This window comes from Bradyrhizobium sp. AUGA SZCCT0283 (assembly GCF_018130385.1).
GTDB lineage: Bacteria > Pseudomonadota > Alphaproteobacteria > Rhizobiales > Xanthobacteraceae > Bradyrhizobium.
Genome location: NZ_JAFCLU010000041.1, coordinates 39,931 through 54,431, shown reverse-complemented (window position 1 = coordinate 54,431; position 14,501 = coordinate 39,931). Strand labels below are relative to the sequence as shown.

Below are 14,501 nucleotides of genomic sequence, written 5' to 3'. Positions count from 1 at the left end.
TGGAACACTGAAGCTTCGCAACCTCAGCTTCCTCGGTTCGGACCAGATGGACAACCTCCTGAAAGACCACATCTAGAGCGGAAACGGTAGGACCAAAACATATCGGAACTGTTGGGGGTTGCGGCATTCCGCCGTGAGGTCAGAGTTGATGCTTACGTTTTTTCCGTTGATGACGCTCATGGCGGCGCTGCCCGAGTTATTGAAATTCGCCTCCGGACGATGTCGGCACAAGCACTCCGGCCGAAATGTTTCTTATGATGGTATCTGAAAAGATGGGTGCGATGGAGGAAGCCAAGGCGATTATTGCTCGCGGTGGCAACCCATCGATTGTGATCGAAAATTACCAGAAGATTGTCGCGGCGAATGTCGCCCGCCTGTCATGTAAGCACTGAATCCACAAACTACTCGAACATGAAAGTGAGCGGCCCGAAGGCACCCCCATTATCAGACTGCCGCCATCAGGCTCGCGGCTTTCTTGGTTCCGAGATGTTAAGGCGCAACGGCACCGCATGACGGCGCGCACGGCGATAGGGTCTTTTCGACTCATATGAAAGCGCGATCCGGCAAGGCCGGCTTTGACGTGCTGGTGATCCAGAACCCAGGGCGAGGCGAAGGCTCGAATCGAAACGGCTCGGCGGCACTTCCACGGATCTTCTTCAACGCGGAAACGACCGAACCGGGCCGTGACGCGAACGGCCGGTATCACGAAAAGCGGTCTAAGGACGATCGAAACATCGGGCTAGGGCCGAACTATGACTGGAGCTCACATGCCGCTGACGGTTTTGGTCTGATGTGCATCCATTACGACCAGCCGGACGGTGTTCCGCCGCTGCCCGAACGATATCGAGTCCGACGCAGCTCAAACCGTTGGGGTCTTGGCAGAGCGTTTAGAAACAATATTGCGCACACCGAGTTTGATATCTGGAAGGGCCGGCCTATGCCCCAATACTATTTCGATCTCCGAGACGTAAGATGAAGATGGGGTGGAGCTGCTCGATATTTCCCATGCTCAAATAGAGGCCGCCTCGTTCCTGTCAGACATGGCAATCGATTTATCTATGAGACCTCCCAACCCTGCAGGATATCTTACGTCCGTTGAGGTTCGGAGTTCGGACGGTCCATTATTGAGATTAGCTTCAGGTTTTTGGATGGGGGAGAGAAATAGGCTGGGCCATTTGTCTGTCGCTGCGGCCTTCAGCCAAAAACGACCCTCAAGACCTGGGTAACGATCCAGGCAGTAAAGCCGGCGATAACGGCCAGCATCAAGTTGGCGTCTCGCGCATTCGACAGTTCATGCCACAATTGCCGCCAAAACACTTCTTTCCTCCGATTGGAAACCGTTCGCTAGTTTCCGAAGAAATGGGGACTGTCGCCGCCAAAGGCCATGACGCCGGGCGCTTGGTGGGTCTGTGCCTTCGTCTCCTGTCTAGCTCTTGCTGCGGCGACCTTCCTCGCCTTGCGCTCGGCTTGCTTGCGGCGCTCAGCTCTCAAGTTTCGCTCTACCGTCCTCGGATCCGGCGTGGAAGCTTGTGCAACAGGCGTGGGAGCCTCCCTAACTGATTGGGTTTCGGGCGTTGTGAGGGTCGCCTCGGTCTGAGGCTGGTCTGATACAGGAGTGGCGCTTGACGCTGGCTCTCCATAAGCAGGCAAAATAACTCTGACGGACGGCGGCGGTCTCGGGTCTGCCCGGGTTGGAGCTCGCGTGTCGTCAAAAGCCGCCTTTGTGAATACCAACCCGCTGCTAAATCCTGCCGTAAGGATAACAAAGGTGGTCCCAACCCCCGCAAAGAAAACGACTGCGTTTGAAGCCATTGGAATTTTCCTGTTATACAACCACGAACGCACAGGCGCAGCTTATGTTTCCCACCGGGAAAGAATGGCAATTCAGATGGGCTGCGTGGAGTTCCGATGTAGAAAAACCCTGCCGAGGGGTACTCGGCAGGGTCACGCAGAGAGAGTCGACGGACGCGCAAGCGGGGATTTCGGTGGTCCATCGAGGACTGCGAGGTCTTAGCTGGTCGAAGATCAGTTTTCCGTACAAACCTTCATCGTCTTCATACCGGTTTCGGCTTCGGTCCGGGTCTTGAAGATACCGTTATCAACTATGGTCGTTGTAGTGGTCGGCGTTTTATCGACAATGGTGCATTTCTTGGTAGTCGCGTCGGCGTGCGAAGTTCAGCTACTAAGCCGGAAGTGGCGGGTTTTCGGGTATTCCGACTGCCCCACGCTCTTGTGGTGCAGGTTTTGAATTGCGCGATGTCACGGGCAATTGCAGCACGGTCACTCGCTGCCCAGGCACCAGTTGCGTCACGAGCACCCGGCTACCATCTGGAAATTCCACCGCGTCGTGATGGCGCTGGGGTAGCTGTGGATCCAACACGCTGAATTTTCCAACGCTCGATTCTATGACTTTCGGCCACAGCCATCGGCTTTGATATTTTACGTTGCCGGCGAAAGCCAGTTCGGTACCCGGAAGCATGCACACCGCTATCTCAGGCTCGCTTTCCGATGCAAACCCACGAGTTTGCTTGCCGCAATAGGCGGTCCGCGCGCCCTTTGGGGGCCCGGCGGAGACGGGCGCCGGAGGTGTCCGGGCCTGCTCGTATCCATCTTGCTCAACGGAGGATTTGGCTATGAGGACTACCTACGACTTTGCTCCCCTTTGGCGGTCGACCATCGGCTTTGACCGCGTGTTCGATCTCGTCGATGCCGCGCAGCAGCAGGCCGGCACGGAGGACCATTATCCGCCTTGCAACGTCGAGCGCGTGGGCGAAGACCGCTACCAGATCTCGCTGGCGGTTGCCGGTTTCTCACCAGAGAAATCGAGATCACCGCAGAACAAAGCATCCTGACGGTGGAAGGTCGGAAGGCCGAGAAGCAACAGCGCGAGTTCCTGTACCAGGGAATTTCGTCGCGGCCTTTCAAGCGGCAATTCAATCTGGCGGATTACGTCCAGGTCAAGGGAGCGGCGTTTGACAACGGCTTGCTCAGGATCGAACTGGTCCGCGAGCTGCCCGAGGCCATGAAGCCGCGTCGGATTTCGATCGCGGGTTCGCCCGCCTCGAACGTCCGCCAGATAACGACGACGCGATCACCGATCTTCAGGTTCGTGACTTCGGAGCCAAGTTCGATAACCTCGCCCATATTCTCATGCCCGAGAATATCCCCGCTCTCCATGGTGGGCTGATAGCCGTCAAACAGATGAAGGTCGGAGCCACAGATCGCACAGGCGGTGATCTTGATGACGGCATCGCGGGGGTGCTGGATTTTGGGGTCGGGAACGGTGTCTACCCGAACGTCGCCTTATCCGTGCCAGCACAGTGCGCGCATTAGGTTCTCCTTATGGATCGGCATGCACATTCACGGGTCCATGTCGTCTGAGCGCAACAGCAGCAGGATGGATACGTTCCAAAAATGTTCCTCGTATCCCTCAAGCTTTACACTGGGCTGTCTGGCATCTCGATCCAAAGCGTTGTTTGGCCAAATTTGGAACCGCTCGCGATGTCGCCCATTGAGAAAGTGAAAGAAGGGCTCGCGATGCTGTGGTCGATTGCAAGAGATGCTGCGGGAAATTGGTCGAGCCATAAGGACTCGCGTCAGGGCGCGGCGCTGGCTTATTACTCCGTCTTCTCCATAGGTCCCATCGTCGTCATCGCAATCGCGGTCGCCGGCCTTTTTTTCGGTCGTGAGGCGGTGAGTGGGCAAGTTGCTGCGTCAATCAAGGACATGCTGGGCGACTCCGGCGCCAAAGCCGTCGAAGCCATGCTGGCGGACGCCAACCGGCCCCGAGAAGGCATGTTGGCGACTTTCCTAGGAATCGGAACGCTCCTATTTGCGGCCATCGGAGTCGTGGTTCAGCTCAAGGACGCCTTAAACACCGTTTGGGAAGTCCAGGAGCAACCGGGACACGGCGTCCGGCAATTCATGCGCAGCTACATCGTGTCATTGGCCGCCGTCCTGGCCCTTGGTTTTCTTCTGCTCGTGTCGCTGGTTGTGACCACGGGTTTAGCTGCCCTTGGCAAATTTGCCGCTCCCTACATGCAGGAGTGGGTCTTTCACCTCATCAGCATCCTGGTCTCGCTGTCCGTGATTTCCTTGCTGTTCGCCATGATGTTCAAGTGGCTCCCGGATGCGGAAGTCAATTGGTATGACGTCTGGCTCGGCGCCGTCGTCACCGCCGTATTTTTTGAAATCGGGAAGGCTGCGATAGGATTTTATATCGGCAAACAAGGCCTGGAGTCGACCTACGGTGCCGCCGCCTCGATCATCGTTGTATTAATCTGGGTGTACTACACCTCCCAGATCATTCTCATGGGTGCTGAGGTTACCCGAGCATTTGCCAAGCACCGGGGCTCGATCAAGAAGAGAGATGCCGACAGTCTGCAAAACGTTGCGGAGGCCGTCGCGCGAGCACGTTAAGACAAAAGTGAACCGTTGCGCGTTCCTGCGGCGGAGGCGGTATGCTGTTTAGCGGTTACATATTCGATGTCGAAGGCACGCTGGTGGACAGCGTGCAGAAAAACCTGCTGAGCCTTCAGGTGTGCTTGGGCGACTTCGGCGTTAGCGTTCCCTACGAGCTCCTGCAACTTTATTCCGGACTAGACGGCGATCAAACCCTTCAGCTTGTAGCCCCAGACCTGAACGCACGCGAGCGGCAGGAGGTGCTGGAAGCCCAAGGGAAAATTTACGAAGCCAAATACCTGGGAAGCGTTAAGGCGTTCACGGGTGTGCGGGAAGTGTTCGAGGCACTAAGGGAGGGCGGCGGTAGGATTGCGCTCGCCACGGACTGCAAGGGCCCTGAACTCTGCCACTACCGCTCGCTACTGAATGTCGATGATCTCATCGATGCCATGGCATGCGGGGACGACGTCGAACACGGCAAGCCGGATCCACGATTAGTCGGGCTGGCGCTTGGAAAGCTCGGGATCTCAGCTGGGCAAGCCGTCATGGTCGGAGACACTCCGTATGACGCCGAGGCCGCGAGCGGAGCGGGCATTGCGGCCGCCGGGCTTCTTACAGGTGGTTTTGCCAAACAAGTGCTACTGGAGGCCGGCTGTTTCGCTGTTGCGGATGAGCTGCTTGAACTACCAGCGATCTTTAAAGCAGGTCAACGAAGTCGCTCTGGCACGTGATGAGGTTTAGGGCGGCGGCCAAGACGCCGGGCGGCCGGCCGGGTTACGGTCCATAATGGAACTCAAGCTGACGACGGCTGTTGATGCCGATAAGTGCTGCGAGCCCCAAATTGTCAACGGAGCGGATCGGGCGCAGCGGCGGAGGAACTGTGGGCCGGACTAAAAAAACGATGAGGCAGTCCTTGCAGGTTTCTCGCGAGAAGCAATGCAAGGAGAAGCCGACAGGGTTCGCCAGAGTGTTTGGGGATGTGGCCAACCGGACATCGCAGGCTGCGGGCCACGCCTCGACGTTCATCATTGCTGCCTGCGTGGTGATAGTTTGGGCCGTTATAGGGCCTTTGTTCGGCTATTCCGATACTTGGCAGCTTGTCATCAATACGGGCACCACAATTGTGACATTCTTGATGGTGTTCTTGATTCAAAATTCCCAGAACCGCGACAGCGCCGCGATCCAGGTCAAGCTGGATGAACTGATCCGCGTCAGTGCGGCTCGTAATTCCTTCGTTGGAATTGAACATCTGACCGATGATGAACTCGAGGAAATCCGGACCAAGTGCGAAACCCGCGCACAGGCAGAAAAAACCGGAGAGGTCTCCGTTGAGAAGACCGGCGAAAAGGCGAGGCGGGCGGCCGATAGAGCGGGGGGTCGTGACAACGCTAATCCATCGCGGGACAAACGCGAGATACTCAGATACGGCCACGCGTAACATCGAATCCATTTTGAAACTGGAGAAAGAAGACCAGGAGGCGTTATCGCCGTACCATCGTCTGTCGCACGCCATCGGGTGGTTCGTCGGCACCGTGTATTTCATGCTGTTCGAATGCGCAATGGTTCTTGGCTGAATCGCGTTCAATGTTGGTCTGGCGCCGACGCATTGGACTTTCGACCCGTATCCATTCCCATTGTTAGCCGTCGTTCTCGGGCTAGAGGCCGTTCTGCTGACGTCCTTCGTCTTGATACGGCAGAATGCAATCGACCGTACATCCGAAAGACGCAATCATCTCGACCTTCAGATCAATCTGCTCGCAGAGGAGGAGGCGACGAAGATTCTCAAAATGCTCGGAGAGATCGCGGTTCATCTGAAATTGCCCGTTCACGATCCAGACAACAAGGATCTCTCACAACATACGCAGGTCGAATCCATCGCCCGTGACCTGCGCGCGCGGGAGAAGAAGGAAGCCGAATGAGTATCACACCATCCGCAGATTCGAGGCTTGGGGATGTGCGGGTGGTCATCATGTCGGCAACTCGACTGGAGACCGACGCCTTGATGGCCGAGAGCACTCGCGTGAGGTTGTTGGGCGGGTTTGCGGCCCGCATTGACGTTGCAATCTTACCTGCCGCAAGTCAAGAAAGCATGGCCGCGCGACAGCGCCGACGATTTGTCGTGGAAAATGCTGTCAGCCCTGACGTCGGGCCTGGCGCTCTGGATCATTGATGGGCTTGCGACGGTCGACAGGGTAATCGTGGCTGCTGGTGTTGGGGGAACGCTCTCTGGTATCGTGTTGGTCTGCAAGATCCGCGACATGACCGGCGATTATCGCCATGGCGCTGCGCAAGTGTGTCCAACAGCACGGCGGCTGGGTAAAGCGTCTGAAAAGAATTGCAGGCTTTCGTTTCGTTAAGCGATAGCAAGATCCCAGACCGCATTAAAGTGGCAGGCGGCGCCCAACTACACGAATGCGTGCCAAATGGCATTTTGGTAGCGCAATCGTTCCCATAGATGGAAGATAACTCCTAACGTATACAATACTCCGCCAGTTGCGATGAACGTTAGGATCGAGCCGGAGAGTGACGCGACAGCCTTGTCGTATGCAATAATGCCGCTCCATCCCATGGCAATATATAACACGACGGAGAGGCGCTCGAAACGACCCGGGAAAAGCAGCCTCAGGACGATCCCGATAGCAGCCAAAAACCATAGGGCGACTAGTAAGGACGCTGCCAAGTCGCGGTCGTTAAGTTGCGTGATGAACGGCGTATAGGTGGCCGCGATGAGGAGAGGTATCGCAGACTGGTCAAACCGCCTTAGCAGCCACTTCCGCGGCGATACCGGACAGAGGTTATAGGCCGCAGAGAACACCAGCATATTAAGTAAGCACAGCGCATAACCTGCAACGATGACCGGATGGATGGATGCACTGGAACCACTTGTCAGGACGATCAACGTCGTCGTTGCGCCCAATCCCATGCCAACCCCGACAAAATGAATCGCTCCATCTGCAATTAATTCGGAACGATCATAATTCCATGGGATCGCACCTACTGTGGTGCGGTGGTTCGCGCTCTTATTCTTTGCAAACAGTCTATCCGTTTCGAGCGCTTTGGAGTCATGTTGATTCATTCAATTCGACGCCGCTAGGTTGACCGAGTGTAAACGACGCCAACGTTGAAGTGTTCCTAGATGGCCACGCCACGTCGCTCGAATGATGGTCAGCCAATTCAAGAGGGTGGACTTTTCTACCCGTTCTATCGCGGCTCTTTCGGACCCCCCATGCAACGTTCGGCCTAGGCGCAAGGACGGCTTGGATACGCTCGGCTGGATCTCGAAAGCGATCGAACGATGATCGCAATATCAGGCTCGGCCCAAATCACGATTGGAGTTCGCATGGTGCAGACGTTTTGGCCTGTGTGCATCCATTACGATCAGCCGGAAGGCGCTCCACTGCCGCGCGAACGATATTCCGGCCGGCGCAGCTCAAGCGGTGGGGGTTCCTGGCAAAGCGCGTAAGCGCCTAACTCACAGGATTAGGAACTAAAGCGGTAGCGAGAGGTTATGCTCGCTCCTTAAACTCTGGAGAAAACTATGAAACGCTCACTTCTTTTAATTTGTTTGGATTATTAGCGGCTACCACAGCATCGGCGCAAAACCCGCCCGCGCAGTCGGGACCGAACAACAACGCGGTCAACAGCCCTAGTCAAAACAACTACAATGCTCCTATCGCGGGTCGCAACAGCTTCACTGAAGGACAAGCCAAGTCGAAGATCGAGGATGCCGGCTACACCAACGTCACCGAATTGAAAAAGGACGACAATGGTGTCTGGCGCGGCAAGGCGAGCAAGGGCGGGGCAGCCACTGCGGTAAGCGTCGATTTTCAAGGCAACGTCAATACTGCCAAGTAAGGAAGGTTTAGCATGACCGTTACAATTTGTCGTCTTTACGACAACTACAATGACGCTCAGCAGGCTGTTCGGCGCCTCGAATCCGCAGGCGTGCCGCACTCGGACATCAGCATCGTCGCCAATAATTCAGACAGCTGGTTCAACACCGACAAGAAGGTGGATCGCGACCGCGATGGCGTCGACGATCGCGCCGAAGGTGCAGCGAAAGGCGCCGGCATTGGTGCGGGCGTAGGTGGCACGGCCGGCCTTCTTGCCGGGCTCGGCTTACTGGCGATCCCCGGCCTCGGACCCGTTGTCGCAGCTGGTTGGCTGGCCGCGACGGCGGTTGGCGCGGCGGCAGGAGCAGCTATCGGCGGTATTGTCGGAGCGCTCACCGAGGCTGGCGTTTCGGCAGAGGATGCTCACTCCTACGCCGAGGGCGTCCGTCGTGGAGGTACGCTGGTGTCGGCGCGAGTGGCCGATGCGGACCGGTCGCGCCTCGATTCAATATTGAACGAGTCTGCCATCAACCTGCGTGATCGGAGTGCCGCCTGGCAAAAGGCTGGGTGGAAATCGTTTGATCCTGCCAGCAAGCCCTACGGCGCGGAGGAGGTCCGGAAGGAACGAGCCCTGTACGGCGGTTGACTGCGCTAAATAATAAAACATCCAAACGGCCCGCTTCGGCGGGCCGTTTTGTCTAAAATAGCCGATCCAGACGTTCTTTCGAGACTGAACCCATCCGCCATTGTTGCGCGGCAGCGCTTGCAAATTTATGGGGCGAAAACCTCCAAGGTTGGCGGCTCTGGCGCGCTCCGCCGGAGCCGTTTCCGTGCATCTGTCCGCGCCAGAATGTCAGCGTAGACTGTCATTCAGGTCGCGCGACCCGTTCGACGCACTATTCCGCGGCGACCTCAGCGCCGCACAAATTCGAGTAGAACAGAATGCACGAAGTTCCTACGGCAGGCTAGTCGCTGCAAACGTGATCAGCGACCTCCCTCCCGTATGCGTTCGGTTTGACGATCAAGGTGCCGGGCGCTTCCGGAACAATTTCTGACCATTCGCCTTGTTACAAGTGGAGCACAGCGGATGTTCAATCCTTTTATGTTGTTGGCAGCAGAAGCAAACGCAGTAATTGCGCTTCGGATGATGAAGCTGATGCGAGGCGGGAGAAGCGCCCGACGCGAAGCAAATTTAATGGTCAGCGAAAAGATAAACGCGGCTTTCGAAGCTACCGCAAGTCTAGTGGCTGGTGCTTCCGGGGATGAAATAGTTCATCGATACCGACAGCATGTAGCGAAAAATGCGAAGCGGCTTTCGGGTCGGAGCCGAAACCGTGTGCTTAAGCGAACGCGACGCCGACGGAAGTAGCGGTGCAGGCAGACCCCCTGGCCTGAACGCCAGATAGCCTGAAAAGCCACAGTCTCGTCCATAACTTGCCGTTTGGAACGTTAAACTGCAGCGCCTGTTGTCTTTGTTACGAATGACCCCGTGGTCCTAATCCATCCTTTGGAGTGTCAGATGAGCAAACGCAGATCGGCAACGGCGTCAAAACACGCGCGCAGCCCGAAAATAGCTGCGAAGGCCCAGCGGGCCGCCCAGACTATCGTCAGAAGCCCGAAGATCAGTCGCTCGGTTGTGGCAGGCTCGGCTGAATCGTCCCCCAAGCCTCACAACGATTCAAAGCCAGCGGCTCCCCTTGTAATCGAAAAGCCAGTGACAGCCCTACAAGAAGATGTCCCTTACTTGATGACTGACAGCAGTTTGAGCAAAAGATTTGATTTATCTTCAGCCGCCGCAAATGCGCGCGCTTATCAAGCAAAGCTGCTGGAATTGGCGCAGGCTAACATGACATTTGCGTTTGAATTCAGCCAGAGGCTGGCGACAATTAGGTCGCCCGTCGAGTTTTTCACTGTCATTGCAGAATTCACAAGCAAGCAGATCGCCATGTTCGGGAAGTATTCGAAAGAGATGGCTGAACTAAATACCAAGCGGATAGCCTAAGCGTTCTGAACTGGTTGTCGTAAATCATTCCTTCTGTGCGTTGGTATAGGAGGTTGCCATCGTTAGTAGGTGGACAGCGGCAGTTCCTAACTCTCGCATGTCTGCGTCGGCTTCGTAGACCCCTGCGGCACGATGATATGCGACCGCTACCATTGCGCAGGCATCAGTCACTAAACCTCCAATTCGGCGGTTCTCACGTTCCAAAACCTTCTGCATCGCAGCTTTCGACGTACCCTCGGCAATTTGCCCATCGTCTTCCGGCGCCCGCGCTGCTCGGATTTGAACCAACTAACATTCCTACCACCCTGCCTGCCTCAAGAGAACGGTTAACTGATGCTCGCCCGATCTAGGCGCGAATAATTCCGACCATAGCCCTCAGTTTATCAACGGAAACGTGAGGGTCGTTGTCGTCCCGGAATCTGAACTTTCTTGTTCTATGGTGCCGCCGATCTGTCTTGCAAGAGAAGCAATCAGTTTCAGTCCGGACCCGTGTTCGCTCGGGTTACGGATGCCGCGGCCGTTGTCAGAAACGGTCAGGCGGGCCTCTCCGTAACCGATGCCCCCGACCAATTTCACTCTTATCTTGCCAACGTCCGGGCCAAACGCATGTTTAATGCTGTTCATTGCCGCTTCGTTCAAGATGAGACCAACTGGCAGGGCCCGATCAACGCTCAATTCAAGTTCGTCCGACTCTACGTCGATTTCGACTGCGTCGATCTGCTGACGAATTGTGCTGCAAAGAGCGCGAATGTAATCGGACAGTCTGACTGTCCTGCCTTCGTGTCGCGATGCGAGCTGATCGTGAGCAAGTGAAATGGCGTTGATGCGGCTTGCAACATGATCCAGCGCGCGATGAACGTCCAGATCTTGATACCGACGCTTCTGAATGGAAATGGAGGACAAAACGAGCTGGAAGTTGTTCTTGACACGGTGTTGCAATTCGCGAAGCAAAACCTCCTGTTTCTGAGCCTCAGCAGCCGCAGCCATCAAGCGTGCTTCTTTATCCGGCTGTGCATGGTGGCGCAGTACGGAGCCTATGAGGCCAGCAACGGACGATAGGAAGTCACTCGTATCCTCACTGAAGTCTCTAGGCGAGGTACTATCCACCTCCAACACGCCCCATGCCGCACCCCCGATCAGCACAGGCACATTGGCCACCGAGATGATGCCATGTTCCTTCAGGAAATCCGACGGAGCGTACTCATCTTGCTCTCTGAAATCTTTGATGCTGACCGGCTCTGCGGTCTGAAATGCCCGCCCAGGCGGTGAACGCAGGTCTGCTGACAACGTTGCTGTGCGAACGACACCTTCCTTCCATCCGACACCTGCGACGAGGAGAAGATCCGACGTCTCCGGACGATATCGAAGAATTTTCACATGGTGTATTTCGACTGCCCGAGCGATCTGGACGACGGCCTGGTCCAGGAAGCGATTCAACTCGTCATTCTCACTCGCAAGTCGTCCGATATCGACTAAAATGCGAATGTGACGCCGGAGCTTGTCCAGCACGCCGGCTTCGCTCGTTTCGTTCGAACGGTCCTCCATCAGCTTCTAAGTCCCGCGTTGTCGTTTCACGAGTGGCATCGAGCGCCTCCTTGCCGGTCTGCTTCAGTCGGTCGATCGTCTTACTCGCTGCCTGAGTTTGCCCGCTCCCGCTCTTCTCTCACGTAAAGGTCCTTCGTTGCTTGTTCGGTAATCTGCTTCTCGGAGCGCGTGCGGCTCCTGTTTCGCGTGATGCCGTAGGTTAGCACCAGTCCGAGCACGACGGCACCGGCGAACAATAGGGCGACAGACACGTGCGATCCGGTTTCAACCGGCAGTCCCTGCGCGGCGAGATTATCCGGGAGGGCTGGCAGGACGAGTAGAACCAGAATCGTCGCCCAATACCAGTTGCGTCCCCTAAACCATCCATTATGAACCAACTTCATGCCCGGCCTCCTGTGCGGCAAGCGGTAATGTCAACAAGCGGATAGCTTAGGAACATCCGGCACAACGATATGTTGCTAGTCGAACTGCGGCAGAGAGACACACGCCAGTGGCGGCTACGGGTCATATGAACGATAACCGGAGCAGGCTGCTCGATTTGTTGACTTGCATTGACTGCAATCAACGATGAAGCTTGAGAAGATTGACCCTGATGACGAGGGGAATGATCTTATTCAGTATCTCTGCAAGGTATGTCAGCGCATCGAACTGGTGCGGCTAGCCCGAGTCCTAGCGGCCTAGCCCTAACGACACCGGCGGAAAAGAATGTCGGGGCTTAGGAACGGTCTCACCCAGATCGCGTTCTCGGCAAGGAGCTGGGGCAAGTCATCAACCAATCAGTGGAGAACAAGGATGGCAAATCCCCGCCAGGACGACAAATCTACGCAAGGCATGGAAGACGCAGCCCGCCGCGCCGGCGAGAGTGCTGCTGAGCAGACCACCCGTATCGGACAAGCTGCAGCTGATCAGACGGCGCGTGTCGGGCAAGCTGCTGCTGAAGCCGGGGAGGAAGTGGCTCGAGCAAGTGCGAACCTGCTTAAGCAAAACGTCGAGACGTTGCAGAATGCATGGCGCTTCGGCCTGGAAGCGGCGACCTCGGCCATGGAACGGTCTACCGAGCAATTTGGTCGCACGCTCGGCGTGTCAGGAGAAGGGGCGCAACAGGCAACGAAGGCAGCAGAACGGTCGGCGCGCAACGCGCAAACGCTGCTTTACACTGGTACCGCTGCTGCCAGAGTGGTGGGTAGAATGTCTCAAGAGTACTTTCAGATGGTTCGGCATCAAGTCGAGAAGAACATGGACCACATGAATGAGTTGTGGTCCTGCCGAACTCCTCAGGACTTTGCAGCCGTACAAAGCGACATGGTGCGAGAGACCGTGGAAACCGCCTTGGAGAGCAGCCGTCGGATAGCCGACATGTCGCTCAAAATGGCCGACGATGCCGGAAAGCAGATGAAACAAAGTATGGAGGAGGCCCGGCGCACCGCCTAACCCTGGTGTGCAGTTTCGATTGTAAGAGCGGCTGATATGAGCCGCTCTTGCTGTCCCGAGCGATGACATTCATAGATCAATTCAGAAATTAAGTGTGCGCTCACGCACGGGATCCCGAGACGGCCGGGAGCTCAATACGCCCATAGAGGACCGCGCACCGCAGTTCCGCGGCATTGGGGCTATCTAGAGTTGGTTAGCACTGGCTTTAGCCTAAAAAATGGGACATTTCTCGTTTTATGAGTAGACGCCCGAGATGCCAACGGTACGTGTTAGTCGAGTCGAGAATTGATTCTCTACGTTCGATGTCGCTTCACCGGTCGACGCCCCGAAGAAAGCCGCTTAGCATGCACCGCATAGCAGTTGCGTTCTTTGGCGCATAGGCATCGTTATCATTATTGAAGTAGATTCAGGCTCTCGTCGCCCCACTTGCTTTAATCCTGTTCGTCCACTCCAGCTGCTCGTCCTTTGAATAGTCATGCTGATACCAGCGCTTGGGGCCGTGCAGCCGGACGTATACTTCGTCAGTCGTCCGGATAAGCTCATCAGGAAGCCGTGGCCCGCTGCAAGAGCAGAAGATAATGCCTGCCTTACGGAAGGCGCCGTAAACCTCCTCATTCCACCAGCTGGCGTGCCGGAACTCGACGACATTGCGGCGCGCAGGATCGAGCTGACTGACGATCGCATTCAGCCGCGCCTTGGTGTAACGGTAACTCGGCGGAAGCTGGAATAGCAAACAGCCCATTCGTTCGCCCAGAATATCGGCGATCATTCCAGAGTCCCTGATAAGGGTTTTTGTGCCCTTGAACCGCTTCACGTGTGGATGAGTTCGCAGACTTTGACCGTATAGACAAACTTTCCTTTCCCGGGTTGACGGCGCCAGGCTTTAACATTCGCGACAGTGGGCCACGAGTAAAAGAACGCGTTGATTTCGACGGTATCAAACCGCTTGGCGTAACGATCGAACCACTTTCCTTCCGGCAGATCTGCGGGATAGAACAATCCCCGCCATTTCCAGTAGCGCCAGCCAGAGCAACCGACATAGGCCGCCTTCAAACGAGGCGTTGAATTCGAGCCCTCGGAAACCAACTCCTTTCGGGCAACGTGCATCTTCGCGGCGCGGCGGATATTGTCCTCGCGCCGCGTTTCGCGGCGTAGCCGCCTCCGTTCGCGCCGCTCCTCTCGCGTTAGTTCTTTCCATCGAACTGCTGTGTTCGCACGCGGCATGATTTCTTCCCAAATACTAACGCCTGAACGGCTACCAGGGGTTCCAAGCGTTGCGAGCAGTCTTA

At 56.3% G+C, this 14,501-nt stretch carries 15 protein-coding genes and 3 pseudogenes; 11 read left to right on the top strand and 7 right to left on the bottom strand.

Annotated elements, in window-relative coordinates; genetic code table 11:
• The first annotated feature begins 254 nt into the window (after window positions 1-254).
• Window positions 255-392: a hypothetical protein gene (locus JQ624_RS33875; RefSeq protein ID WP_212423228.1), complete on the top strand. Its 138-nt coding sequence runs from the start codon at window positions 255-257 to the stop codon at window positions 390-392.
• A 1,790-nt stretch (window positions 393-2,182) separates the two neighbouring features.
• Here the strand turns inward: JQ624_RS33875 and JQ624_RS38950 are convergent.
• Window positions 2,183-2,533 (bottom strand): annotated as a pseudogene (locus JQ624_RS38950) (hypothetical protein); the annotation flags it as partial.
• Window positions 2,534-2,633: 100 nt separating this feature from the next.
• On the opposite strand from JQ624_RS38950, the pseudogene hspB reads away from it, so the two are divergent.
• Window positions 2,634-3,079, top strand: a pseudogene (gene hspB / locus JQ624_RS33870) (small heat shock protein HspB); the annotation flags it as partial.
• Here hspB and JQ624_RS33865 read toward each other — a convergent pair.
• Window positions 3,079-3,330, bottom strand: a pseudogene (locus JQ624_RS33865) (alcohol dehydrogenase catalytic domain-containing protein); the annotation flags it as partial. The pseudogenes hspB and JQ624_RS33865 sit on opposite strands and share 1 nt — an antisense overlap.
• Before the next feature lie 84 nt (window positions 3,331-3,414).
• Between JQ624_RS33865 and JQ624_RS33860 the strand changes: the two are divergent.
• The 5 genes from JQ624_RS33860 to JQ624_RS33840 all read left to right on the top strand — a co-directional run bounded on the left by JQ624_RS33860 (window position 3,415) and on the right by JQ624_RS33840 (window position 6,758).
• Window positions 3,415-4,419 carry a YihY/virulence factor BrkB family protein gene (locus tag JQ624_RS33860; protein ID WP_249130277.1) on the top strand — a complete coding sequence of 335 codons (1,005 nt, stop codon included), beginning with the start codon at window positions 3,415-3,417 and terminating at the stop codon, window positions 4,417-4,419.
• 41 nt (window positions 4,420-4,460) lie between these two features.
• Entirely contained in the window at window positions 4,461-5,132 is a 672-nt protein-coding gene (locus tag JQ624_RS33855; RefSeq protein WP_212423222.1) for an HAD family hydrolase, read from the top strand.
• Between the two features lie 170 nt (window positions 5,133-5,302).
• Window positions 5,303-5,839: a low affinity iron permease family protein gene (locus JQ624_RS33850; RefSeq protein WP_212423226.1), complete on the top strand. Its 537-nt coding sequence runs from the start codon at window positions 5,303-5,305 to the stop codon at window positions 5,837-5,839.
• 136 nt (window positions 5,840-5,975) lie between these two features.
• Window positions 5,976-6,320, top strand: coding sequence for a DUF1003 domain-containing protein (locus tag JQ624_RS39430; protein WP_212423225.1), 345 nt, complete (start codon window positions 5,976-5,978; stop codon window positions 6,318-6,320).
• A gap of 132 nt (window positions 6,321-6,452) precedes the next feature.
• Window positions 6,453-6,758 carry a SemiSWEET family sugar transporter gene (locus JQ624_RS33840; protein WP_212423221.1) on the top strand — a complete coding sequence of 102 codons (306 nt, stop codon included), beginning with the start codon at window positions 6,453-6,455 and terminating at the stop codon, window positions 6,756-6,758.
• A gap of 47 nt (window positions 6,759-6,805) precedes the next feature.
• On the opposite strand, the gene trhA is transcribed toward JQ624_RS33840, so the two are convergent.
• The gene (gene trhA / locus JQ624_RS33835; RefSeq protein WP_212423220.1) at window positions 6,806-7,477 is read right to left on the bottom strand and encodes a PAQR family membrane homeostasis protein TrhA; all 672 of its coding nucleotides are present in this window, start codon (window positions 7,475-7,477) and stop codon (window positions 6,806-6,808) included.
• Between the two features lie 485 nt (window positions 7,478-7,962).
• Between trhA and JQ624_RS33830 the strand changes: the two genes are divergently transcribed.
• The 3 genes from JQ624_RS33830 to JQ624_RS33820 all read left to right on the top strand — a co-directional run bounded on the left by JQ624_RS33830 (window position 7,963) and on the right by JQ624_RS33820 (window position 10,236).
• The gene (locus tag JQ624_RS33830) at window positions 7,963-8,256 is read left to right on the top strand and encodes a hypothetical protein (protein ID WP_212423219.1); all 294 of its coding nucleotides are present in this window, start codon (window positions 7,963-7,965) and stop codon (window positions 8,254-8,256) included.
• Window positions 8,257-8,268: 12 nt separating this feature from the next.
• The gene (locus tag JQ624_RS33825; protein ID WP_212423218.1) at window positions 8,269-8,880 is read left to right on the top strand and encodes a general stress protein; all 612 of its coding nucleotides are present in this window, start codon (window positions 8,269-8,271) and stop codon (window positions 8,878-8,880) included.
• 873 nt (window positions 8,881-9,753) lie between these two features.
• Window positions 9,754-10,236, top strand: a complete 483-nt coding sequence (locus JQ624_RS33820) for a phasin family protein (RefSeq protein ID WP_212423217.1) — start codon at window positions 9,754-9,756, stop codon at window positions 10,234-10,236.
• A 375-nt stretch (window positions 10,237-10,611) separates the two neighbouring features.
• Here JQ624_RS33820 and JQ624_RS33815 read toward each other — a convergent pair whose 3' ends face one another.
• Window positions 10,612-11,781 (bottom strand): sensor histidine kinase, encoded by a 1,170-nt coding sequence (locus JQ624_RS33815; protein ID WP_212423216.1) that lies wholly within the window; start codon window positions 11,779-11,781, stop codon window positions 10,612-10,614.
• A gap of 80 nt (window positions 11,782-11,861) precedes the next feature.
• Entirely contained in the window at window positions 11,862-12,164 is a 303-nt protein-coding gene (locus JQ624_RS33810; protein ID WP_212423215.1) for a hypothetical protein, read from the bottom strand.
• 409 nt (window positions 12,165-12,573) lie between these two features.
• Here JQ624_RS33810 and phaP point away from each other — a divergent pair, with 409 nt between their 5' ends.
• Entirely contained in the window at window positions 12,574-13,212 is a 639-nt protein-coding gene (phaP, locus tag JQ624_RS33805) for a phasin family protein (RefSeq protein ID WP_212423214.1), read from the top strand.
• 406 nt (window positions 13,213-13,618) lie between these two features.
• Here the strand turns inward: phaP and JQ624_RS39605 are convergent, their stop codons facing one another.
• Window positions 13,619-13,981, bottom strand: coding sequence for a DUF72 domain-containing protein (locus tag JQ624_RS39605; RefSeq protein ID WP_312014540.1), 363 nt, complete (start codon window positions 13,979-13,981; stop codon window positions 13,619-13,621).
• A gap of 41 nt (window positions 13,982-14,022) precedes the next feature.
• Complete coding sequence (locus tag JQ624_RS39600) at window positions 14,023-14,436, bottom strand: DUF72 domain-containing protein (RefSeq protein WP_312014539.1); 414 nt, start codon at window positions 14,434-14,436, stop codon at window positions 14,023-14,025.
• Window positions 14,437-14,501 lie beyond the last annotated feature (65 nt).